The 21,808-nt window shown below is 68.3% G+C and carries 16 protein-coding genes and 1 rRNA gene; 6 read left to right on the top strand and 11 right to left on the bottom strand.

What is annotated here, in order from left to right; all coding sequences use genetic code 11:
- Nucleotides 1-10 precede the first annotated feature (10 nt).
- From rrf to AC1D1W_RS14020, 4 genes are all read left to right on the top strand, one after another.
- Nucleotides 11-127, top strand: a 5S ribosomal RNA gene (gene rrf, locus AC1D1W_RS14035).
- A gap of 568 nt (nucleotides 128-695) precedes the next feature.
- Complete coding sequence (locus AC1D1W_RS14030) at nucleotides 696-983, top strand: HU family DNA-binding protein (RefSeq protein ID WP_011776355.1); 288 nt, start codon at nucleotides 696-698, stop codon at nucleotides 981-983.
- Nucleotides 984-1,224: 241 nt separating this feature from the next.
- On the top strand, nucleotides 1,225-3,399 hold the full coding sequence (locus AC1D1W_RS14025) for a bifunctional copper resistance protein CopD/cytochrome c oxidase assembly protein (RefSeq protein WP_476943994.1): 2,175 nt from the start codon (nucleotides 1,225-1,227) through the stop codon (nucleotides 3,397-3,399).
- Complete coding sequence (locus AC1D1W_RS14020) at nucleotides 3,396-5,354, top strand: NHL domain-containing thioredoxin family protein (RefSeq protein ID WP_243180430.1); 1,959 nt, start codon at nucleotides 3,396-3,398, stop codon at nucleotides 5,352-5,354. Before AC1D1W_RS14025 ends, AC1D1W_RS14020 begins: the two co-directional genes overlap by 4 nt.
- Nucleotides 5,355-5,460: 106 nt before the next feature.
- Here the strand turns inward: AC1D1W_RS14020 and AC1D1W_RS14015 are convergent, their stop codons facing one another.
- The 4 genes from AC1D1W_RS14015 to AC1D1W_RS14000 all read right to left on the bottom strand — a co-directional run bounded on the left by AC1D1W_RS14015 (nucleotide 5,461) and on the right by AC1D1W_RS14000 (nucleotide 10,029).
- Nucleotides 5,461-6,453 (bottom strand): hypothetical protein, encoded by a 993-nt coding sequence (locus AC1D1W_RS14015; RefSeq protein ID WP_243180440.1) that lies wholly within the window; start codon nucleotides 6,451-6,453, stop codon nucleotides 5,461-5,463.
- 134 nt (nucleotides 6,454-6,587) lie between these two features.
- The gene (locus tag AC1D1W_RS14010; RefSeq protein WP_476943993.1) at nucleotides 6,588-8,336 is read right to left on the bottom strand and encodes a helicase HerA-like domain-containing protein; all 1,749 of its coding nucleotides are present in this window, start codon (nucleotides 8,334-8,336) and stop codon (nucleotides 6,588-6,590) included.
- A 49-nt stretch (nucleotides 8,337-8,385) separates the two neighbouring features.
- Nucleotides 8,386-9,090: a type 1 glutamine amidotransferase domain-containing protein gene (locus AC1D1W_RS14005; RefSeq protein ID WP_243180451.1), complete on the bottom strand. Its 705-nt coding sequence runs from the start codon at nucleotides 9,088-9,090 to the stop codon at nucleotides 8,386-8,388.
- A 69-nt stretch (nucleotides 9,091-9,159) separates the two neighbouring features.
- Nucleotides 9,160-10,029, bottom strand: a complete 870-nt coding sequence (locus AC1D1W_RS14000; protein WP_243180453.1) for an aldo/keto reductase — start codon at nucleotides 10,027-10,029, stop codon at nucleotides 9,160-9,162.
- 159 nt (nucleotides 10,030-10,188) lie between these two features.
- Between AC1D1W_RS14000 and AC1D1W_RS13995 the strand changes: the two genes are divergently transcribed.
- Together AC1D1W_RS13995 and AC1D1W_RS13990 are read left to right on the top strand one after the other, a co-directional pair.
- Nucleotides 10,189-10,989, top strand: a complete 801-nt coding sequence (locus AC1D1W_RS13995; RefSeq protein ID WP_476943992.1) for a glycoside hydrolase family 25 domain-containing protein — start codon at nucleotides 10,189-10,191, stop codon at nucleotides 10,987-10,989.
- A 133-nt stretch (nucleotides 10,990-11,122) separates the two neighbouring features.
- Nucleotides 11,123-12,112: an LLM class flavin-dependent oxidoreductase gene (locus AC1D1W_RS13990; protein ID WP_243180463.1), complete on the top strand. Its 990-nt coding sequence runs from the start codon at nucleotides 11,123-11,125 to the stop codon at nucleotides 12,110-12,112.
- Nucleotides 12,113-12,132: 20 nt separating this feature from the next.
- Here the strand turns inward: AC1D1W_RS13990 and galK are convergent, their stop codons facing one another.
- The 7 genes from galK to AC1D1W_RS13955 form a co-directional block, all read right to left on the bottom strand.
- Nucleotides 12,133-13,341 (bottom strand): galactokinase, encoded by a 1,209-nt coding sequence (gene galK, locus AC1D1W_RS13985; RefSeq protein ID WP_476943991.1) that lies wholly within the window; start codon nucleotides 13,339-13,341, stop codon nucleotides 12,133-12,135.
- Entirely contained in the window at nucleotides 13,338-14,519 is a 1,182-nt protein-coding gene (gene galT, locus AC1D1W_RS13980) for a galactose-1-phosphate uridylyltransferase (RefSeq protein ID WP_243180467.1), read from the bottom strand. The genes galK and galT overlap by 4 nt, the downstream gene beginning before the upstream one ends.
- A gap of 1 nt (nucleotide 14,520) precedes the next feature.
- A complete protein-coding gene (locus tag AC1D1W_RS13975; RefSeq protein WP_476943995.1) occupies nucleotides 14,521-16,809 on the bottom strand; it encodes an alpha-galactosidase in 2,289 nt (762 codons plus the stop codon).
- Nucleotides 16,810-16,928: 119 nt separating this feature from the next.
- A complete protein-coding gene (locus AC1D1W_RS13970; RefSeq protein WP_079550600.1) occupies nucleotides 16,929-17,747 on the bottom strand; it encodes a DeoR/GlpR family DNA-binding transcription regulator in 819 nt (272 codons plus the stop codon).
- 9 nt (nucleotides 17,748-17,756) lie between these two features.
- Nucleotides 17,757-19,868 (bottom strand): beta-galactosidase, encoded by a 2,112-nt coding sequence (locus AC1D1W_RS13965; protein WP_476943990.1) that lies wholly within the window; start codon nucleotides 19,866-19,868, stop codon nucleotides 17,757-17,759.
- 2 nt (nucleotides 19,869-19,870) lie between these two features.
- Nucleotides 19,871-20,839, bottom strand: coding sequence for a carbohydrate ABC transporter permease (locus AC1D1W_RS13960; protein WP_243180492.1), 969 nt, complete (start codon nucleotides 20,837-20,839; stop codon nucleotides 19,871-19,873).
- Nucleotides 20,836-21,786, bottom strand: a complete 951-nt coding sequence (locus AC1D1W_RS13955; protein ID WP_028278192.1) for a carbohydrate ABC transporter permease — start codon at nucleotides 21,784-21,786, stop codon at nucleotides 20,836-20,838. The genes AC1D1W_RS13960 and AC1D1W_RS13955 overlap by 4 nt, the downstream gene beginning before the upstream one ends.
- Nucleotides 21,787-21,808: the final 22 nt, after the last annotated feature.

Here is a 21,808-nt window from a genome sequence, read left to right as displayed (position 1 = left end):
GAGCAAGGGTTACGGCGGTCATAGCGTGGGGGAAACGCCCGGTCCCATCCCGAACCCGGAAGCTAAGACCCACAGCGCCGATGGTACTGCACCCGGGAGGGTGTGGGAGAGTAGGTCACCGCCGGAACACCATTAACGGTCGAGGACCCCCACCACCAGGTGGGGGTCCTCCCGCATTTAACCCGTCATTCAGGACTTGACCCGTGCCTTCGGCGCCCCGGACCCGAGGGATCGGCCGCCCGCCGGGCCCCGGCTACGTGCCCAGCCGAACCCGGGTCACGGCCTGCCAGAACACAGGTCCCAGGGCCCCCACGAGCGCCCCACGTCCCCCGGGCAGCCGGCAGGGCATCCAAGACGGGTGCCGGCGTCGCCCCCGCCAAGGCCCCCCCTCACGGCCCGCCAGGACCATGGGACCGGTGCCCAGCGGGCAGCGCCCGGGCTGGCTTCCTGGCTGCGGAAAGTCCGCCGGCGGGGACGGCGGCGGAACTGGGTGAAACGGCGCCGACGAGGGGGCTTCCGCTCTCGGCGCAATTTGACGGCGATCGGCGCCCGATTCCAGTGATTTTCCCCAAAAAAGGCCGAAAACACGCGGAATTTGCCACCTCTGAGGCGCCAAGCTGGTAAGTTTTCGAACAGTGGTTTGTACGCATGCCGTGTGCAGGCTCCAAAAATCGTGACCGTCCAGGAGGACATAAATGGCTAAGAACCGTAGTGAACTTGTTGCAGAGGTAGCAGGCAAGGCCGGCACCAGCCAGGCAGCAGTCAACTCCGTGCTCGACGCACTGTTCGAGGTCTTCGAGACCTCTGTCGCCGCGGGCGAGAAGATCACCATCCCGGGCTGGCTCGCCGTAGAGCGCACCGACCGTGCAGCTCGCACCGGCCGCAACCCGCAGACCGGCGAGACCATCCAGATTGCCGCTGGCCACAGCGTCAAGCTGACCGCCGGCTCCAAGCTGAAGGCTGCAGTCGCCAAGAAGAAGTAGTCTTCTTCGCAGGCTTGAAAGGAGCGGCAACCCTCGGGTTGCCGCTCCTTTTGCGTCCCCGGCCAGTCCCCGGCCAGCGGCCGGCCGGTCCCTAACCGGTCCCTAACCGGTCTTAGGCCGGCCGGGCTGCCTTCCCGACCAATCCGCAGCCCTTGAAGGCCGCGCCGGCTGGACGGATCCCCGGAGGCCCAGCCGCCGGGGCCGATTCGCTGAGCAAGGCGGCGTAGCGGACAATGGAGGTGTGCCTTCCGCAGTAAATCCCACGCCCACAACCGCAGCGCCCGTTCCCCCCGGGGACGCACGCGGCCCTGGCTCCGGTCCCCCCGGGATTGCCCGGCCTTGGCTGATCGCAGGCCTTGGCGCGTTGTTTCTTGGCCTGGTAGCGGCACTGATCTTCTCCGGCGCAGCAGCCGCCCGCGAGGTCTCAGATCCAGGTGCGCTGGTGCGCTGGGGGCTTCCGGTGAGCAAAGCGATCCACAACGTCGCTGTCGCCACCGTGATCGGCGGCCTTATCTTCGCCGTCGGCATCCTGCCGCGAAACAGGAACGGCTCCCGGTCCAAGGAGCAGGACGCCCCGGAACATCCGGCCTTCACCCGGGCGCTGGCCGTGGCAGCGGCCGCCGGCGCCGTCTGGACGCTGTCCGCGATCACCGTGCTGGTCCTGGGCTACGCGGACATTGCGGGGCAGGGCATCTCCGGGGACCCGGAATTCACCCGCTCCCTCGTGTACTTCATGACGGACATCGAAACCGGACGCGCGTGGCTGGCTGTCGTCATCATCGCCGCCGTCGTTACCACCGCCCTGTTCGGAGTGCGCTCCCGCGGCGGCCTGGCACTGACGCTGGTCCTTTCGCTGATCGGGCTGGTTCCCGCTGCCCTGATCGGACACTCCTCCAGCTCCAGCGACCACGAGGGCGCCATCAACTCGCTCGGCCTGCACCTGGTCGGCGTATCGGCCTGGGTAGGCGGCATCATCATGCTCGCAGTCCTCTCCGGCGTCCTGGAAGGCACAGGCGCCGGCGGCCGCACCTCCGGGGCAGCCTCGGGGACAGCAGACATCACCGAGCCGACCCTGCGCCGGTTCTCATCCCTGGCCGGCTTTGCCTTCGCCCTGGTCTTCGCCTCCGGCGTGATCAACGCCAGCATCCGCCTCACCACTTGGGCAGACCTCTTCGGCTCGGCCTACGGGCAACTGATCCTGGCCAAGACGGCAGCGGTCCTGGTGCTGGGCGGCATCGGGCTCATGCACCGCCGCTGGGTCATCCCGCAACTCGGCAACCGCGCCATGGGCAGGTCCGCGCGCCGGGTGTTGTGGCAGTTGGTGATTGTGGAGTTGATCATCATGGGGGCGACGTCCGGGATCGCCGTCGCGCTGGGGCGTTCCGCCCCGCCGCAGCCCACCACTTTCGCACCCGACGCTTCGCCGGCCTTCATCCTCTCGGGCTACGAGCTGCCGCCGGAACTGACCCCGGACCGATGGCTCACGGAGTGGCGGCTCGACTGGCTCTGGATCGCCGTCGTCGTGTTTGGCCTGGTGTCCTACCTCCTCGGCGTACGAAGGGTGCTGAAGCGGGGCGACTCGTGGCCCTGGTTCCGGACGGTCAACTGGGTGCTCGGACTCGTGGTCCTCACCTACGTGACCTCGGGGCCGCCGTCGGTCTATGGCAGGGTGCTGTTTTCGGCGCACATGATGGACCACATGGCCCTGACCATGGTGGCCCCCATCTTCCTGGTCCTCGGCGCCCCCGTGACGCTGGCACTGCGGGCGCTCACCCCCCGGCGCGACAGCTCCCGCGGACCGCGCGAGTGGCTGATGATCTTCATCCACTCCAAGTTCTCGCAACTGGTGACACACCCGCTGTTCGCGGCCGCCAACTTCGCCGGCTCGATCGTGCTTTTCTACTACTCGGACGCGTTCGGCTACGCGATGCGGGACCACGTGGGCCACGAACTCATGAACCTGCACTTCGCCCTCACCGGCTACATCTTCGTGCTCACCATGATCGGCACCGATCCGTTGCCGCGCCGCGCACCGTACCCCATGCGGCTGCTGCTCCTGTTGGCCACTATGGGCTTCCACGCGTTCTTCGGCGTCGCCATCATGGGCGGCACCGGGCTGCTGGCCGCCGACTACTTCGGCAACCTCGGGCGGACCTGGGGCCCCCCGGCCCTGCTGGACCAACAGATGGGCGGTGCCGTGGCGTGGGGGATCGGCGAAGTTCCAACCCTGCTGGTAGCGATCGGTGTCGCCGTGATGTGGTCCCGCTCCGACGCGCGCGAGTCCAAACGCACCGACCGGGCGGCGGACAGGAATAACGACGCCGATCTCACCGCTTACAACGATATGTTTGCCAAGCTGGCCGAGCGCGACGCCAGGCTTGCCGAACGCAATTCAAAGCTGGAAGGACGCTCATGACCGAAACCGTACGCACCCACCTCCGGGTCCGGGCCTCCGAACTGGTGGGCCGCAACTGGCTTAACACCGGTGGCAAGTCCCTGGACCTTGAATCCCTGCGCGGCAAGATCGTGCTGCTGGACTTCTGGACGTTCTGCTGCATCAACTGCCTGCACGTCCTGGACGAACTCCGCCCGCTCGAGCAGCAGTACTCGGATGTCCTCGTGACGGTCGGCGTGCATTCGCCCAAGTTCGAGCACGAGGCCGATCCCGTGGCGCTGGCGGCCGCCGTCGAACGCTACGAGATCCGCCACCCTGTCCTCGACGACCCCGAGCTGGACACCTGGAAGGCCTATACGGCCCGGGCCTGGCCGACCCTGGTGGTCATCGATCCCGAGGGCTACATCGTCGCGCACCTCTCCGGCGAGGGCCACGCGGACGGCCTCGCCGTCCTGATCCCCGAGCTGATCGCCGAACACGAAGCCAGGGGCACCCTGCACCGGGGCGACGGCCCCTACGTGGCGCCGGAACCGACGTCGGGAACGCTGCGCTTCCCGGGCAAGGCCCTGTTCCTGCCCGCCGGCCGCGGCGTCGGAAGTGCCGGCGACGGTTCGTGGCTGGTGACCGACACCGGCCATCACCGGCTCGTGGAACTCTCTACCGACTTTCAGACCGTGCTGGCCACTTACGGCTCGGGCGAAAAGGGCCACGCCGACGGCAACGCCGCCACCGCCCGGTTCAACGAACCGCAGGGCCTGGTGCTGCTGCCCGAGGATGTCGCCGCGGCCGCCGGTTACGACGTCGTCATTGCCGACTCCGTGAATCACCGGCTCCGCGGGCTGTCCCTCGCGGACGGCACCGTCCGGACGCTGGCCGGCAACGGCGTACAGCGGCTGCTGGAAACCGGCCCGGCCCGCGTGGACGAGGAAGGCGCCGCCTACGGTACCCGGCTCGAGGCGGACCCGCTCGCGGTGTCCCTGAGCTCGCCGTGGGACGTCGTCTGGTCCACCAAGCTCAACGCCGTGGTGGTGGCGATGGCGGGAGTGCACCAGATCTTCAGCTTCGACCCGACCTCCGGCGCCGTAAAGATCATCGCCGGCAACGGCCTCGAAGGGCTCCTGGACGGCCCGGCCGCTGAAGCCTGGTTCGCCCAGTCCTCCGGCCTTGCCGAAGACGCGGACGGCAACATCTGGGTGGCTGACTCCGAAACCTCCGCCCTGCGCAAACTCGTGATTGATGACGCCGGCAGCATCACCGTCGAATCGGCGGTGGGCAAGGGCCTGTTCGACTTCGGCTTCCGCGACGGCCCCGCCGCGGAGGCGCGGCTGCAGCACCCGCTCGGCGTCACGGTGCTCCCTGACGGTTCGGTGGCCATCGCGGACACGTACAACGGCGCAGTCCGCCGCTACGACCCCGCAACGGGCACGGTCTCCACACTGGCCCGCGGACTGTCCGAGCCCTCGGACGTGATTGTGGACCACACCCAGGTCGCCGGATCCGAGCCGTTGCTGGTGGTGGTCGAGGCCAACAAGCACCAGCTCGTGTACGTGCCCATCCCGAAGGAAGCCCAGCAGGTGGACGAGGGCGCGGCACAGACCCACCGGCCCAAGAGCCCTGTGGCGCCTGGCCCGCTCGAACTGGCGGTCCGCTTCACGGCGCCCACCGGTCAGAAGCTGGACGACCGCTGGGGCGATCCCACCCAGTTGAAGATCTCGTCCACACCCCCCGAACTGCTGGTCTCCGGCGGCGGGACGTCCGTGGGGCTCCTGCGCACCCTGGAGCTTTCCTCCGACGTCCCCGAGGGCGTCCTGCACATCACCGCCCGCGCGGCGGCCTGTGACGGGTCCGAAGACGCCGACGGCGAGATCCCGGACCATGCGGCCTGCCACCTCTACCAGCAGGACTGGGGAATCCCCGTGCTCCTGCAGGCCGACGGAGACACCGAGCTGGTCCTGGACCTGCGCGGAATGGACTGAGCCGCTGCGCCAAGGCTGACCTAAAGGCTGCTGTCCGTGACCCTGCGTCACGGACAGCAGCCTTTAGGCTTTCTTCGGGCCTCCGGCCGGGGAGTCCCGGCGGGTACTAGTAGTCCAGCTGCGGCGTGAGTTTGACGGTGTCGCCGTCGATGTCCAGACGGGTCGTGAAGCTGAAATCGTGGACGGAGTCGATCTCAGACACGGCGCCCGAGAACAGATCCTGTTGGCGGGCCTTGATCCGGGCCTTGCCGTCGAGGGGCGCCACCACCCAGCGGCCGCCGAACGGCTCGATGCTGACGCTCGGGTAGTCCGTGATGCTCCAGTCGATGGTTCCGTCCATCACGCGGTTGTTGGTGGCGTGGTAGAACGGGCAGTTGGGCTGCAGCTTCTGCTGCTTGTCGGCCTCGTCCGCGCAGGAGTCCAGGAACTCCTTGACCTTGCCGCTCACGGCCTCCTTCAGGGCGCCCGTGGCCTCGGTCAGCAGGTTCAGCGATGCCGGAGGCGCGTCCGCGGCCGACACTGTGGCGCGGGTGGCCGGGGCGGAGAAGTACTGGCCGTTCAGGGTCGCCTCGTACTCGCCCGGGTAGAAGACTGCGAAGGAGTTGCGGCCGTTGGGCATGTTCACCGGCACCCCGTTGAGGGTGGCCTCGCTGGAGTTGACCACGGTGACGTCCAGGACGGGCAGTTCAGAGGGGACGAAAGACCATTTGTGGAAGAACAGCCACTCGGTGCCGGAGCGCTCCAACAGGAATTCGGTCCGCAGCTTGTTGCCGTCGACGGTGTACTCCATGGGTACCATGACCTGATTGGCACCACGCTCTTCCGCGGCGCCAAGCTTGACGTCGGAGATGCGTGCCGCGGCGGTTTGCAGGGCCGTGCCGTCGAGCATCGCCGGGTTGCTTTGTGGCACGGAGGCGCGCAACAGGCCCAGCGCCTTTTCGCCATCGCCCTTTTGCAGGGCACTCAAATATTCGCGGACTGGCTGCTGGGGCCCTGCAATGGAGTCGTTCACCAGATTGATCGACACGATGGCGCCGGCGACGGCAAGCATCAGTCCCAGCAGCCACACTGCTGCGATTTTGACCAACGCCTGACTCATCTGCACCATTCTTACGTTACCTGTACCCCACAGGAATCCCGGTGTCACGGTCCGCATCTGTGACGCGGAGCATGGCTGAAGGCCGCCCGGCCCGCGGGCCGGGGACGTTCGGTTGGATGCCGCCGCGGTGATCCCTAGCGGCGGCGGCGTTTGGAGGAAGTGCCGAAGACGCCGCGGAGCAGTTCCCTGCCAAGCTGGGTCCCCAGCGAGCGGGCCATGCTCTGGAGGCCACCGCCCAGGGCCCCGGCGAGTTCGCCGCCGATGCCCCCGCCACCCCCGGCCGGCGGCTGCGCCGGCCGGGGGGCGCGCCGCTCGGCCACGTTGTCATCGTCGGGCGTCCTGGGCGCCGGCGCGGGGCGGCTGCTGGGGCGGCCAAGGATTTCCTCCTCGATCCGCCGGGCTTCGGCGTCGATGGCGCCGGGGTCCAAACCGCCGTCCTGGGCGGATTGCTGGCTGCCGCCGTCCCGGGCGCCGCCGTGGTGTGCGGTCCCGGCCGCCGGCCCGGTGGGGGCGGCGCCTGTGCGGTCGCCGCCTGCGGCGGCGATCTTCTCGTACGCCGAGATGTTGTCGACGGCGGTGCCGTACTTGGGCTGCAGGGCGGAGGCGGCGACGGTCCTGGAGATCAGCTCGTCGGTGCTGGGACCCATCACGGACTCCGGGGCGCGGAGCCGGGTCAGCGCCACCGGGGTCGGCGCGCCCTTCTCATTCAGGACTGTGATGACGGCCTCGCCGATGCCGGCGGTAGTGAGGGTCTCCTCGAGGTCGTAGTCGCTGGTCGGGAAGGTGGAGACGGTGGCCCTGAGGGCCTTGGCGTCCTCCGGGGTATAGGCGCGGAGGGCGTGCTGCACGCGGTTTGCCAGCTGGCCGAGGACGTCGGCGGGGACGTCCTTGGGGGTCTGCGTCACGAAGAAAATTCCGACGCCTTTGGACCTGATGAGCCGGACGGTGGTGGTGATCGCGTCAAGGAAGGCTTTCGAGGCGCCGTTGAACAGCAAGTGGGCCTCATCGAGGAAGAACACGAGCTTGGGCTTGTCGAGGTCCCCGGCCTCGGGCAGGTCCTCGAAGAGGTCGGCCAGCAGCCACATGAGGAACGTCGAGAAGAGCATGGGCTTGGTCTGCAGCGTCGGAAGCTCCAGACAGCTCACCACACCGCGGCCGTCCGGCGCGGTACGCAGCAGTTCCGCGGTGTCGAACTCGGGTTCGCCGAAGAACTTCTCCATACCCTGCGCCTCGAGCGTGATCAGTTCGCGCAGGATCACGCCGGCGGTTGCCTTGGAGAGGCCGCCTAGTTCCTCAAGTTCGTCCTTGCCCTCGGCCGACGTCAGGAATTGGATCACGGCCCGCAGGTCCTTGAGGTCGATCAGCTCCAGGTCTTTCTTGTCCGCGAAATGGAAGACGAGCTGCAGGCTGGATTCCTGGGTCTCGTTCAGGTCCATGATGCGGGAGAGCAGGATGGGGCCGAAGGAGGTGATGGTGGCGCGGACCGGTATGCCCTTGCCGTCGCCGCCGAGGGCCAGGAACTCCACCGGAAAAGTCTTGCCGGACCAGGCCTGGCCGATGCTCTCCGTGCGGGCCAGGAGTTTTTCTGTGCCCGTGGCGGCGGTGGCCAGACCCGAGAGGTCGCCCTTGATGTCGGCCAGGAACACCGGCACACCCGCGGTGGAAAGCTGTTCGGCCATCATGTGCAGCGTGACGGTCTTGCCCGTGCCTGTCGCACCGGCCACGAGGCCGTGCCGGTTCATCATCGCGAGCGGCAGCCGGACGGAGGCTTCCTTGTGGAGTTCGCCGTCGACGATCGCCGCGCCGAGCTCGATCGTCGGGCCGTCCAGGGTGTAGCCCTGGACGATCGTGGCGACTTTGTCTGCAGTGGATTTGATGGCCATGCGGTTAGCTTAGCCGGGTCCGGGGTTCCCGGACCCGGCTAAGCGTGGCTTATTCGGCGAGGGCCTTGAGGACCTCCTTGGCCACGTCCTCGCTGGACTGCGGGTTCTGCCCGGTGATGAGGTTTCCGTCCCGCACAACATGAGACGTCCAGGCCGCGCCGTTCTCCACTACCGCGCCCTTCTCCTCCAGGACGTCCTCCACGAACCACGGTGTATTGGGTCCCGTGCCGCCACCCAGCTCCTCCTCATTGGTGAAAACGGTGAGGCGGCGTCCGGCGAAGGTGAACGCGCCGTCGTCGTCCGTGGCGCTCAACAGCCCGGCCGGGCCGTGGCAGAACGGCGCGATGATCTTGCCGGCCGTGTTGACGGCCGTCAGCAGACGGCCAAGATCTGCATCCTGGTAGAGGTCGGCCATGGGCCCGTGTCCGCCCGGCATCACGACGGCGTCGTAGGCGGAGGCGTCGACGTCGGCCAGCACCAGCGGGTTGGACAGTTCGGCGTCGAGGGAATCGATGTAGCGGCGGAAGCTATCCGCACGGTCCTGCCCGCCGGCGGACTCAGCCGCGAGGCTCACCTCATCCACCGTCGGCTTCTTGCCGCCCGGCGTGGCGATGTGCACGGTGTGGCCCGCGTCGAGAAGGGTCCGGTGGGAGACGACGAGCTCCTCGGCCCAGTACCCGGTGGGGTGGTCGCTGCCGTCGCGCATTGTCAGGGAATCTGCTGCCGAGACAACCATCAGAATATTTTTAGCCATGGTGTTGCTCCTGTTCTGCCGGCAGGGCCGGCGGACGGTGGATGAGGTGAATATGGGAAGCGGCGCGGTTCAGCGGGTCGCTTTGAGTTCCGCATAGGTGGCGTCGTCGAGGACGACGCCGGCGGCGGCCAGGTTCTCTTCAAGGTGCTTGACGGAGCCGGTGCCGGGGATCGGCATCATGACGGGGGACCGGCGCAGAAGCCAGGCCAGGGCCACCTGGGAAGTCGTGGCGCCCAGCCGCTTCGCAGCCTCGTCGAGCGGTCCGCCCGGCCGGGCCAGCTCGCCGGCGGAGATCGGCGCCCACGGAATGAAGCCGATGCCGTTCTCCTCGGCGTACTCGAGGACGTCCTCGGAGCTGCGGTCGGTGAGGTTGTAGCGGTTCTGCACCGTAGAGACCGTGAAGTACCTCCCGGCTTCCTCCAGTTCCTCCACGCTGACCTGGGAGAGGCCGAGGGCCTTGACCTTGCCTTCCTTTTGCAGATCGCGCAGCACGGCGAACTGCTCCTCGCGGTCCACCTTGGGGTCGATCCGGTGCAGCTGCAGGAGGTCGAGGGCGTCGACCTTGAGCTTGCGCAGGCTCAGTTCCGTCTGCTGGCGCAGGTATTCGGGCCGGCCGACCGGAACCCAGGCGTTGGGTCCGGTGCGGGTGAATCCCACCTTCGTCGCAATCTTGACGCCGTCCCGGTAGGGGTGCAACGCCTCGGCGAGGATTTCCTCGCTGATGTTGGGGCCGTACGAGTCGGCGGTGTCAATGAAGTCGACGCCAAGCTCCACGGCGCGGCGTACCACGGCGACCGCCGCGGCGCGGTCTGCCGGCTCGCCCCAGACGCCGTCGCCGACGATCCGCATGGCGCCAAAGCCCAGCCGGCGGACGGTTGCCAGGTCCTTTAGGGCGATCGTGGCGGATTTTTCCGGATGCTGTGCTTTGTCATGGCTCATAGGGAAGAGAACATCCTCAGCCTGCTGACTATTCCAAGGTTTCCTAACGGGGCGTCCCCGCCCCGGCGATGCGGGGCCGTGAGCAGCGGCCGTCCGGTCCGAGGATATGCGCCCTTCGGATTTACGCTAACGATTGGAAATTATGCCTTAGACTGTGGCATGCCCAACTCGCTCCCGCGCATCGTGCTGGCCTTTGTCGTGACCCTCGGCCTTGTCCTGCTGGGCGGAAGCCCCGCATCGGCCGCTACGGCCAGTACCTCGGGACCCGGAATCGATGTGTCCTGGCCGCAATGCGGGAAGACCCTCCCAAAGCAGCCGGTCTTCGCGATCGTCGGCGTCAACCATGGCCTGGCCAACAACACGAACCCGTGCCTGGCAAGCCAGCTGGCCTGGGCCAAGACCGCAAAGTCCCCGGCAGCCACGGCGCAGCCGAGGGTGGCGTTGTACGTCAACACGGCCAACCCCGCCCGGCAGGGGTCCTGGTGGCCGATGTTGAACACCTACAACGGGGTGAAGGTCACAAACCCCTACGGCAACTGCGCCTTGGGGTCGCTCAAAGCCTGCTCCTATATGTATGGGTGGGCCAAGGCGTCCGACGACGCCAAGCGCCGCGGGGTCAGCAACCCGCAGTCCTACCTCTGGTGGCTGGATGTGGAAACGGAAAACACTTGGCAGGAAGACAAAGCCGCCAACGTCGCCGTCCTGGAAGGTATGGCCGCCTACTTCAAGAAGATCGGCGCCCGCGTGGGCCTCTACTCCACCGCCTACCAGTGGGGGGAGATCGCCGGGAGCGTGAAGTTCACCAGCCCGCTGGCAGGACTGCCGAGCTGGCTCGCTGGAGCGGGATCGGCGGCCGGGGCCAAGGCGAACTGCGCCCGCCCCGGACTCACCTCGAACAGCCGCGTCTCGATGACGCAGTACATCTCGGGGGGCCTTGACTACAACTACTCGTGCCCCTGAGCCGCCCGCAGAAATATCCCGGGGGCCGCCGTCGTTGACCCCAGTGTGCCCGCGCCGGAAACCCGGTGCCACCCAGGACCGCAGTCCAAACTCCGGCCCGCACACTGCTCCGCTACGAAAGGCCGGCTTTTCCGTGACTGTTCCGCTTTCCATTCTTGATCTCGCTACCATCGGCCCGGGCCAGACGGCGGCGGATAGCTTCGCCGGCAGCGTGGCCATGGCGCAGCTCGCCGAGGACCGGGGTTACCGGCGGATCTGGTACGCCGAGCACCACAACATGTCCGCGATCGCCTCGTCCGCCACGAGTGTGCTGATCGCCCACGTCGCGGCCCACACTTCCAGCATCCGGCTCGGCGCCGGCGGCGTGATGCTGCCCAACCACTCCCCTTTGACCATCGCGGAACAGTTCGGCACGCTTGAGACCCTGCACCCGGGCAGGATCGACCTCGGCCTGGGCCGGGCGCCGGGCAGCGACCAGAACACCATGCGCGCCCTGCGCCGCGATCCGATGTCGGCGGACAGCTTCCCGCAGGACGTCCTGGAGCTCCAGGGCTACCTGAGCGGCCCCACCCGCATCCAGGGCGTCGAGGCCACCCCGGGCAAGGGCACCAACGTGCCGCTGTACATCCTGGGTTCCTCCCTGTTCGGCGCCAGGCTGGCCGCCCAGCTGGGCCTGCCCTATGCGTTCGCCTCGCACTTCGCGCCCAACGCGCTGCAGGATGCGGTGGCGGTCTACCGCCGCGAATTCCGGCCCTCCGCGCAGCTCGAGGCGCCGCACGTGATCGCCGGAGTCAATGTCATTGCCGCCGATTCCGCCGCTGAGGCGCAGGCGATGTTCCAGGCCACCAAGCGGGCCAGGGTTTCCTTGTTCTTCGGCAATGGCCGCGTGTTTAGCGACGACGAGGCGGACATGATCCTGGACTCGCCCCAGGGCCAGCAGATGGCGCAGATGATGAAGTACTCCGCGGTGGGCACCCCCGAGGCCGTTCTTGCGTACCTCGAGGAGTTCACGGCGCACGCCGACGCCGACGAACTGATCGTGGCGCACCAGAGCACCGGGACCGAACCCCGGCTCCGTTCCGTGGAACTTCTGGCCGACGCCGCCCGCCTCGTGCGGGCATAACGACCTGGGGGCCTTCCGGGCTACAGTTCCCGGCGGGCGCCCTCGGAGGCGGTGACGGTGAAGATGTGCGGGGCCGCGTACCCGGCCCGGGCGAAGTCGCGGGTAACTCCCGCGGCCACCGTTGCGGCGCCGTCGTTGCGGACCAGAGCGATGGCTGCGCCACCGAAACCGCCGCCGGTCATCCGCGCGCCGATGGCGCCCAATCCCTGCGCGCTGGCCACGGCGAGGTCGAGCTCAGGGGTGGAGATCTCGAAGTCGTCGCGCATGGACTCGTGCGATTCGTTGAGGAACGGCCCGATCGCGGCGGGGCCGGAGGTCCGCAGTGCCGTCACGGTGTCGAGCACCCGCTGGTTTTCCGTGATGATGTGGCGGACCCGGCGGTAGGTCTGTCCGTCGAGCTGTGCTGCGGCGCGGGGTAGATCGGCCGGGCCCAGCGCCCGCAGGCTGCCGACGCCCAGGCGTCGGGCGCCGTCCTCGCAGGAACGGCGGCGGCTGGCGTAGCCGCCGTCGGCATGGGAGTGGCTGGTGCGGGTGTCGATCACGAGCAGACCCACCCCGGCACCGGCGAAGCCGAGGGCAACCGCCTCGGTCGACAGGTTCTGGCAATCGAGCAGGATGCCATGATCGGGCTCACCCAGGAGCGAGGCCGACTGGTCCATGATGCCGGTGGGCGCGCCGACCACCCGGTTCTCGGCCAGCTGGCCGATCCGTGCCAGTTCGGGCCTGCCCAGCCCCAAGCCCCAGAGATCGTTCAGGGCCAGGGCCACCGCGCATTCGATGGCGGCGGAGGAGGACAGCCCGGCGCCGGCCGGGACATCCGAGGTCAGCGCCAGGTCCAGGCCGGACATCCCGGGCGGGACGCCGGAACCGGCTGCGGAACCGGACGCGACGTCGGAACCGGCGCCGCCGGCTGCCGCCCGGGACATCGCCCAGGCCACGCCGAGGGGGTACGCGGCCCAGCCGGTGAGGCTATCCGGCTCCAGGCGGTCGAGGCTTACCTCTATGACGCCGGGGAAAGAGCTGCTGGTGACCCGGAGCAGACGGTCTGCGCGGACGCGGGCCGCCACCGTGGTGCGCTTGTCGATCGCGATCGGAAACGCGAAGCCCTCGTTGTAATCCGTGTGCTCACCGATCAGGTTGACCCGCCCGGGCGCCGACCACAAGCCGTCCGGCGCGCCCCCAAACTCACTGGAAAAGTACCCACTTTCCCGTTCAAGGACCTCGTTCATGGCTGGGCTGCTTCCTGTTCTGTTGCCGGGAGTTCTGTACGGAATGGCTCGAGCCCTGCTGTACGCGGTGGCCGCGATGCTGCCTCCATGGCGTCGCGGAGCCGGGCGGCGGCCGTTTCCGGCGGGATGTCCGCGATGAATGCCCCCATCGCGGCTTCCGACCCTGCCAGGTACTTGAGCTTGTCCTCCTCCCGGCGGGGCGAGGTCAGTTGCAGCATGAGCCGGATGTCGTCCCGGTGGGCGTGGACGGGAGCCTGGTGCCACGCCGAAATGTACGGCGTGGGGCTGTCGTAGAGGGCATCGACGCCACGCAGGAGCTGGCGGTACAGCAGGGAGAACTCATCGCGTTCCTCGTCGGTCGTGGCGGCGAGGTCCGGGACGTGCCGGTGCGGGAGGATATGCACTTCCAGCGGCCAGCGCGCCGCAAACGGGACAAACGCCGTCCAGTGCTCGCCCTGGATCAGCACCCGCTCGGATTTCTGCTCGAAGCTGAGGATGTCCTCGAACAGCGAGCCGCCGTAACTTTCGATCGTGCGGACCAACTGGGCCGTGCGCGGCGTGATGTACGGGTAGGCGTAGATCTGTCCGTGCGGGTGGTGCAGCGTCACGCCGATCGCTTCGCCGCGGTTCTCGAACGGAAAGACCTGTTCGACGCCGGGCAGCGCGGACAGCGCGGCCGTCCGGTCCGCCCAGGCTTCCACCACTGTGCGCATCCGGGACAGGGGCAGGCCCGCCAGGGAGCCGGTGTGTTCCGGGGAGAAGCACACCACTTCGCACCGGCCCACGGACTGCCGGCTGCGCCCCAGCCCTACCCGGGCGAGGTCATCCAGGCCTTCCGGCGCGGCGGCCCCCGCCAGGTCCGGCCCGAAGGAGGGAGACTTGTTTTCGAAGACGGCGACGTCGTAGAGGCTCGGAATCTCCGAGGGATTCTCCGGCGACGCCGGGGCCAGTGGGTCCAGGTGCGAGGGCGGCAGGACCACCCGGTTCTGCCGGGCGGCCGCGATCGAGATCCACTCCCCGGTCAGGACGTCCTGGCGCATGGTGGCCGTGGGCGGCCGGACCGCCGGCGCGCGGAGATCCTCGCCCCGGTGCGGGGGCAGGACGGTATCGGCATCATCGAAGTAGATGATGTCCCGGCCGTCGGAGAGCTTGTGGGAGCGTTTCGTAATCTGGCCCATGCTAGGGGTTCCTCACGGGGTGTGCGCTGTTTGCGGCTGGATCGGCGGCCGGAGCGCCGGCGGTGGTACGGCGGACTGCCAGGAGCAGCCCGTGTTCCGGGTTCAGGACCGGCATTGGGAGCCCGGATTCGGCCAGGAAGCGTCCCGACGCCTCGACGCCGCCCGCAAGCCACGCCGGTGGCGCCGCCTGCAGGAACGCCCGCCGGTCCTCGGCCGCCGGGTAGACCGCTTCCACCCGGTACGCGGTGTCCGGGAGCAGCCCGGGCAGGCAGACCTTCCCCGGGACTTCGGCGAACGGGGTGGCCACCGAGACCAGGGCGTAGAGGGCCTCCCCACCGTCGTGGGACACGACGCCGTGCAGCCGGAGGGCCGGATCGGGCTCGTCGGCCCGCACCATGCGCCCGCTGTGGAGGAGCGGCCGGTACTGCTTGAACAGCGCGATGGCTCGGGCAAGCTCGGTACGTTCGGCATCGTCGAGGCGCCGGACATCCCATTCGAGGCCGAAGTGGCCGAACATCGCGGTGATCGCCCGGAACGAGAGATCGTGCGTTCGCGCCGTGGTGTGGCTCGTGGTGGGGCCAACGTGCGATCCGACGAGCTCCGGCGGCACCACCACGCCGGTCCAGCGCTGGATGGTCTGCCGTTCCAGGGCATCGTTGCAGTCCGAGGCCCAGATCCGGTCGGTGCGCTCCAGGATGCCGAGATCCACGCGGGCCCCGCCGGAGGAGCAGCTTTCAATCTCGACGCCGGGGTGGGCCTTGCGGAGCTCGTCCAGGAGCCGGTAGACGGCCTGAGTCTGGGCGTGCACGGACGGGCGGCCAGCGTGGCCCATCTCGGCCAGGTCCCGGTTCTGGTCCCATTTGAGGTAACTGATCCGGTATTCGCTCAACAGGGCATCGAGCCTGTCGAAGATGTATTGCCAGGCCGCCGGATTGACCAGGTCAAGGACCTGCTGGTGCCGCCATTGCATGGGCAGCCGGCCAGTCAGCCGGCCGGCCGGGCCGCCGTCGTCGGGCGGGTTGCCCCCGGCGGACTGGTTCCCCCCGGGGCTCCGGGGTGCGGGGCCGGCGATCCAGTCCGGATGGGCGCGGGCCAGGTCCGAGTCCAGGTTGACCATTTCGGGTTCGACCCAGAGCCCGAATTCCATGCCGTGGCCTGTGACCGCGTCGATCAGCGGCGTGAGGCCCTCGGGCCACAGGTCCTCGTCGACGTACCAGTCGCCAAGGCCGGCGTGATCGTCGCGGCGGCCGCGGAACCAGCCGTCGTCGAGGACGAAGCGTTCCACGCCGAGCCCGGCGGCCGCTTCGGCGAGTTCGAGCAGGGGCTCGAGGCGGTGGTCGAAGTACACCGCTTCCCAGACGTTGAGCACCACGGGACGGGCCTTGCCGGACCGCACGCCGGGATGGTGCGGGCGCCCGCGGAACCAGCTGTAGAAGGCATCGCTGATGCCGTCCAGGCCCGCGGCGGAGTAGGCAGCGTACAGCCACGGGGTCTCGTAGCTGGCGTTCGCTGCCACGCTGATCTCGCCGGTGCCGAGCAGTTCCGAGGCGCCCAGGACGGTCCGGCCGTCCGCGGCGGCGTCAACGAAGCTCTCGTGGTTGCCGCTCCAGCCCAGATGCACGGCCCAGACCTGCCCGTGGCGGTGCCCGAATCCGGGGGTGCCGGCCGCCAGCAGGAGCGAGGCGTCGTGGCCGGTCCGGCCGTGCCGGCCCGAGCGGACCCATGTGCCTTGGCGCAGCGGCAGGCGCTGGGGGTGGGACTCCCGGCACCAGCGGCCGGTCAGGTCCAGGATTTCTGTGGCGGCGCGGCCCACGGGCAGCACGGCTGCGAGTTCGTCGAGGCTGTACGGGCCGGCGCCGTCGTTGTCGAGCCGGTGCCGGAGCTGGAGCAGGCCGCCGTCGTTGATCCTGATCTCCGTGCGGACGCTGACACCGGCCTCGGGGTCGGCCTGGGTGATGACGGCCGAGCAGTCCGCCCCGCGGGACCGCCCGGCGCTGGACAGCTCAGCACTGGATCGTTCAACACTGACAACACGCAGACGGGCCGAGAACGCCTGGCCGTTCCGGTGGCCGCGAAGGCCGGGGCGCCCGCGCCAGCCGGAGGACGCCTGCGGGATCACGCCCAGCGTCACCGGGACGTCGAGGGCCGAGTGCGGCACGGCCTGGCCCAGCAGCGAAAGATCCGGCAGGGCCGGGCCGAGGTCGGCGCCGAAGTGCAGCATGGCGGCCTCGCCCGTGCTGAAGTCGATCAGCAGGGACGTTCCGGAGCGGCGCAGGTACAACGGCTCCAGATTCTGCGGCGACAGGTCCGGGACGCCCACGGGGGAGCGGGTCTCGGCGGCAAGGGTGAGGTCCGGGTTGTTCACGGCAGCTCCAGGCGTWGTGGTTTGGGTGGGCGGGGGCCGGGCGGTCAGCCTGTGGCTGCTGCGGGGCTGGCTGCGCTGATGCTCCGGGCGTCGCCGGTATGGGCCAGGCGGAGCCGGCCGACGCGCTCGCCGAGGATGCGCCGGGCCTCGCTGCCCAGAAGGTCATCGCTGATGAGTTCGTCAGCGTCCTCCAGGCCGGCGATCGTGCTGATGCCGAGGGTGCCCCACTTGGTGTGGTCCGCCAGCACCACCACCCGCCGGGCCGCGGTGACGAAGGCCCTGTCGGTTTCGGCCTCGAGCACGTTGGGGGTGGTGAACCCGGCATCGGCGTCGACACCGTGGACGCCGAGGAACAATACGTCCAGATGCAGCTGTTTGAGCGAGGAAGTGGCCAAAGGCCCGACGAGGGCGTCCGAGGGTGTGCGCTCGCCGCCGGTCAGGATCACGGTGGACGGGGAGGCGCTCTGGTGGAAGACATCCGCGATCCGCACGGAGTTGGTGACCACCGTGATCCGCGGGCCGGCGGACAGCAGCTGGGCCAGCGCCCACGTGGTGGTGCCGGCGCTGAGCCCCACCGCCATGCCCTCGCGCACCTGTGCGGCCGCCTCCTGCGCAATCGCCATCTTCTCGTCCTTGAGCTGGGTCACCTTCAGCTCGAAGCCTGGCTCGTGGGTGCCGGCGCCGCCGGGCAACTTGGCCCCGCCGTGGATCTTCTCCACGGCGCCCGCCGCGTCGAGGGCCTCGATGTCCCGCCGCACGGTCATCAGCGAGACGCCGAGCATCTTGGCGAGGTCCGCGACACGGACGATCCGCTCACGCTGGACCTCCGCGAGGATGGCGGAATGGCGGGCTGCGGCTAGCATGTGGAGTCCTTACAGGTTTGAGTGGTTTGAGTGGCTGGCGGAGGTGCCGACCAATCGGGCGGCAGCCGAACGGACGACGGCGACACTGCCGGCCGCGAGGCCGAGTCCGCCGTCGAGTTCGGCGCCGGTGAGCAGGTCCACGCCTTCCAGCGGCAGCCGGACGTCGTGGGCGCCGTGGTTGATGCAGAACGTCCAGTCCGTCCCGTCCTTGCTGCGCCGGACCACTTCGACGTCGGCCGGCAGGTCCGGGACGAGCGGCTGCACCCTGGCATCGGCGCAGACGACGGCGAGCAGTTCGCCCAAGCCTTCCGGCGCGAGTGACGTGGCGACATAGTAGGAGCGGCCGCTTCCGGCACGGTTACGGGTCACGGCGGGAGAACCGGCGGCCGGTCCCTCTTCCACGGCCGCGAGGACCTCGGCGGTGGTGGCATGCCCCAATTCGTTCCAGCAGGTACCCGCCCCGAAGCTGCTGAGCCGGATACTTTCGCCGCCGCGCAGCGGGAAAAACTCTTCCATCTTCACGCCCAGCAGTCCGCTGAACGCGCCGGGATAGCTGCCAAGCCTGATGTGGTCATTTTCGTCCACGATACCGGAGAAATAGGTCACCACGAGGTGGCCGCCGGAGCGCACGTACGCGTCAAGTTTCGTGGCCCCGGCATCGCTCACGAGGTACTGCATCGGCGCGACGACGAGCCGGTAGCCGGACAGGTCATCGGTACTTTGGCGGAAGTCGGTGGGGATGCCGGAGCGGTAGAAGGCATCGTGCCAGCGCCTGGTTTCGGCGATGTTGGAGGCGTCCACGCTCGGGTGCGAGTCCAGTTCCGAGGCCCAGCGGGCGTCAGTGTCGTGGAGGATCGCGACGTCCACCCGGCCGGACGCGCCCGTAACTACCGAGCCGCTGACTTCGGCCAGGCTGCGCAGCGCCTGGCCCAGCTGCACCACTTCGCGCCAAACCTTGGTGTCCGTGCCGGCGTGCGGCAGCAGCCCGGAATGGAACTTTTCGGCGCCGGCCCGCGAGGCCCGCCACTGGAAGAAGAGCGCGCCGTCGGCGCCGCGGGCTACATGCTGCAGGGAATTGCGCAGCATCTCGCCGGGCGCTTTGGCGATGTTGCGCCGCTGCCAGTTCACGGCAGAGGTCGAATGCTCCATGAGCAGCCACGGCTTGCCCTTGGCCCAGCCGCGGGTGAGGTCCGCGGTTGCCGCCAGTTCCTGGAAGTTCCGCGGATCCTCGGCAATCAGGTAGTGGTCGTTGGAGACCACATCCATCTCTTCGGACCAGCGCCAGTAGTCCACGGGCTGGTGCAGGCCCATGTTGAAACCCATGAAGTTGGTGGTCACGGGATGTCCCGAGTGCGTGCGGATGATCGCGGCCTCGGCCTTGTAGCATTCGAGCAGCTCATCGGAGGAGTAGCGGGCGAAGTCCAGCTGCTGGGTCGGGTTCACCCAGGTCCCGGAGGTGCGCGGCGGCAGGATCTGCTCCCAGGCCGAGTAGCGCTGGGACCAGAAGGCGGTGCCCCACGCGGCATTGAGGGCCTCCAGGCTGCCGTACCGGCGTTCGAGCCAGCGCCGGAAACCTGCGGCGGCACCGTCCGAGAAATCAGGCTGGTTGTGGCAGCCGTACTCGTTGTGGACATGCCACATCACGACGGCGGGGTGGTCCTTGTACCGGGTGGCGATCTGCTCGGTCAGGGCCGCGGCGGCCCGGCGGTATTCGGCACTCGAGGCCGCGAAGGCCTGCCGGGAACCGTAGCTGTGCCGCACGCCGTCGGCCGTCACGGGCAGGGACTCGGGGTACTTGTGGCTGAACCAGGGCGGCGGCGACGCCGTGGCGTTCGCCAGGTCCACCCGGATGCCGTTGGCGTGCAGCAGGTCCAGGACCCGGTCCAGCCAGCCGAACTCGTAGACGCCCTCGGACGGCTCAAGCAGGGCCCAGCTGAAGATGCCCACGCTGACCAGGTTGACGCTGGCCTCGCGCATCAGCCGGACGTCCTCGTCCCAGGTCTCCTCGGGCCACTGCTCCGGGTTGTAGTCTCCGCCGAATGCCAGCATCGGGGAGCCTTCGGAGCCGAGGCGGGCGGTGATGTAGTCCATGGCCTTGTTCTGGTTGGAGCTGTTGTCCACGTTTATCCTTTGCTGGAGCCGAGGGTCAGGCCCGCCACGAAGTGGCGCTGCAGGAGCAGGTAGATGATCAGGGCCGGAACAGCCGTGATCATGGCGCCGGCGGCGATCAGGTTGTAGTTGGAGAGGAACTGGCCCTGGAGGTTGTTGATCGCGGTGGTGACCGGAAGCCGGTCTCCGCTTTGGATGAAGAGCAGGGGCCAGAAGAAGTCGTTGTAAATGAAGATCACCTCGAGCGTGCCCATGGCGGCCAGGGCCGGGCGGCACAGCGGCAGGATGATGTCCCAGTACTGGCGCCAGACGCCGGCACCGTCAACCAGGGCCGCCTCGGTCAGCTCGGGGGACAGGGCCTTCATGTAGTTCGAGAGGACGAACGTCACGAAGCCGATCTGGAAGGCGGTGTCCACGGCGATCACGCTGATGTAGGTGTTGAGCAGGTTCCCTGAATCGCTGACGGCGTAGGGAAGCTCGAAGTGCTTGAACATTTCAAAGAGCGGCGCCGCGAGCACCTGCGGCGGCAACAGGTTTCCGGCGGTGAACATGATCAGCAAGGTGATGTTGAACTTCCAGCTCACCCGGCTCACGGCGAACGCCATCATGGAGGCGAAGAAGAGGATCAGGAACACCGAGGGGACCGTGATGAGCACGGAGTTCCAGAACAGCTGGGAAAAGCCGCCCTGTGTCCAGGCCTGGGCGAAGTTGTCGAAGTTGAAGGCGCCGCCGGTGCTGAAGTAGCCGTATTTGTCGGTGTCAGCTTTGGGCCGCAGGGCAGTGAAAATGGCCCAGGCCAGGGGTACGAGCCAGATCGCCGCCATGACGATGAGGAAGACGTGGGTGCCGTAGTGCTTCTTGCCCTGCTTGTTGTTGGCCGGGCGGCCGGGGCGGGGGCCGGTCCTTCCTGGGCCGGAGCTGCGCTGCCGGGCGTCTGCCGGGCTGCCGGCCGCGGCGGCATCGGTTGGATGGGCGATGCTCATGCCTCTTTGTCCTTTCCGAATGCGCGGGAGAGATAAAACGTGATGGGGATCAGCGAGATGACGAGCAGGATGACGGCCAGCGCCGAGCCGATGCCGATCACCTGCCCTTCGCCCACCAGGTTCTGGATGACCAGGGCGCTGATCAGTTCCAGCCCGTTGGTGCCGCGGTTGATCACGTAGACGATGTCGAACGCCCGGAGGGATTCGATGACGGTGATGACGATGATGATGACGTTCACCGGGCGCATGGCCGGGAATACCACCTGGAAGAAGGTCTGGACCGCGTTGGCGCCGTCGATCTGGGCCGCCTCGCGCAGGGTCGGATCCACGCCCTTGAGCCCGGCCAGGTACAGGATCATGACGTAGCCGGCGTGCCGCCAGGTGGCGGCGAAGAGGGCTGCCCAGATGTTGACGCTGGAATCCCCGAACCAGTCGACGGCCTGGGGCGTGCCGGCGGTGCCAAGCAGGAAGTTCAGGAGGCCGCTGTCCCGGTTGTAGAACAGCTGCCAGATGATCCCGATCAGGGCAAGGGAGAGCATTACCGGGGCGAAGAAGATGCTCTGGTAGATCCGCGTGCCGCGGATGTTCTGGTCCAGGAGCACGGCCAGGAGCAGCCCCAGCGGGGTGGCGACGAGTGCCAGGAACGCCAGCCACAGCACGTTGTGCTGCATGGCCGGCCAAAACGGCGGGTAATCCTGGGCGATGAACTGGTAGTTCTCGACGCCGGCGGGCTTGATGTCGGTCAGCTCCAGCCCGTTCCAGCGGGTGAAGGACAGTCCGACCGACATGAGGGTGGGGATCCAGACCAGTACGAGCTGGATCAGCGTGGGGATGCCCACCATCAAGCCGAGCACCACTTTGTCGCGGCCGGACAGCCGCCGAACCCGCCGCGCGGGGGCTGCGGCTGCTTTGCGCCCCCGCGCCGACGGGTTGGTAGAGACACTCATGGAGATTCCCCCCCCCCCCCCC

The organism is Arthrobacter sp. P1_B4 (assembly GCF_056406555.1).
Note: the sequence above shows the minus strand (reverse complement) of the source record. Positions and strands in the feature narration are given on the sequence as shown.

Excerpts from the sequence above, each read along its gene's own strand:
- AC1D1W_RS14030 (WP_011776355.1), top strand. The coding sequence starts at position 696 with ATGGCTAAGAACCGTAGTGAACTTGTTGCAGAGGTAGCAGGCAAGGCC.
- AC1D1W_RS14020 (WP_243180430.1), top strand. The coding sequence starts at position 3,396 with ATGACCGAAACCGTACGCACCCACCTCCGGGTCCGGGCCTCCGAACTG.
- AC1D1W_RS14015 (WP_243180440.1), bottom strand. The coding sequence starts at position 6,453 with ATGAGTCAGGCGTTGGTCAAAATCGCAGCAGTGTGGCTGCTGGGACTG.
- AC1D1W_RS14010 (WP_476943993.1), bottom strand. The coding sequence starts at position 8,336 with ATGGCCATCAAATCCACTGCAGACAAAGTCGCCACGATCGTCCAGGGC.
- AC1D1W_RS14005 (WP_243180451.1), bottom strand. The coding sequence starts at position 9,090 with ATGGCTAAAAATATTCTGATGGTTGTCTCGGCAGCAGATTCCCTGACA.
- AC1D1W_RS14000 (WP_243180453.1), bottom strand. The coding sequence starts at position 10,029 with ATGAGCCATGACAAAGCACAGCATCCGGAAAAATCCGCCACGATCGCC.
- AC1D1W_RS13995 (WP_476943992.1), top strand. The coding sequence starts at position 10,189 with ATGCCCAACTCGCTCCCGCGCATCGTGCTGGCCTTTGTCGTGACCCTC.
- galK (WP_476943991.1), bottom strand. The coding sequence starts at position 13,341 with ATGAACGAGGTCCTTGAACGGGAAAGTGGGTACTTTTCCAGTGAGTTT.
- galT (WP_243180467.1), bottom strand. The coding sequence starts at position 14,519 with ATGGGCCAGATTACGAAACGCTCCCACAAGCTCTCCGACGGCCGGGAC.
- AC1D1W_RS13970 (WP_079550600.1), bottom strand. The coding sequence starts at position 17,747 with ATGCTAGCCGCAGCCCGCCATTCCGCCATCCTCGCGGAGGTCCAGCGT.
- AC1D1W_RS13960 (WP_243180492.1), bottom strand. The coding sequence starts at position 20,839 with ATGAGCATCGCCCATCCAACCGATGCCGCCGCGGCCGGCAGCCCGGCA.
- AC1D1W_RS13955 (WP_028278192.1), bottom strand. The coding sequence starts at position 21,786 with ATGAGTGTCTCTACCAACCCGTCGGCGCGGGGGCGCAAAGCAGCCGCA.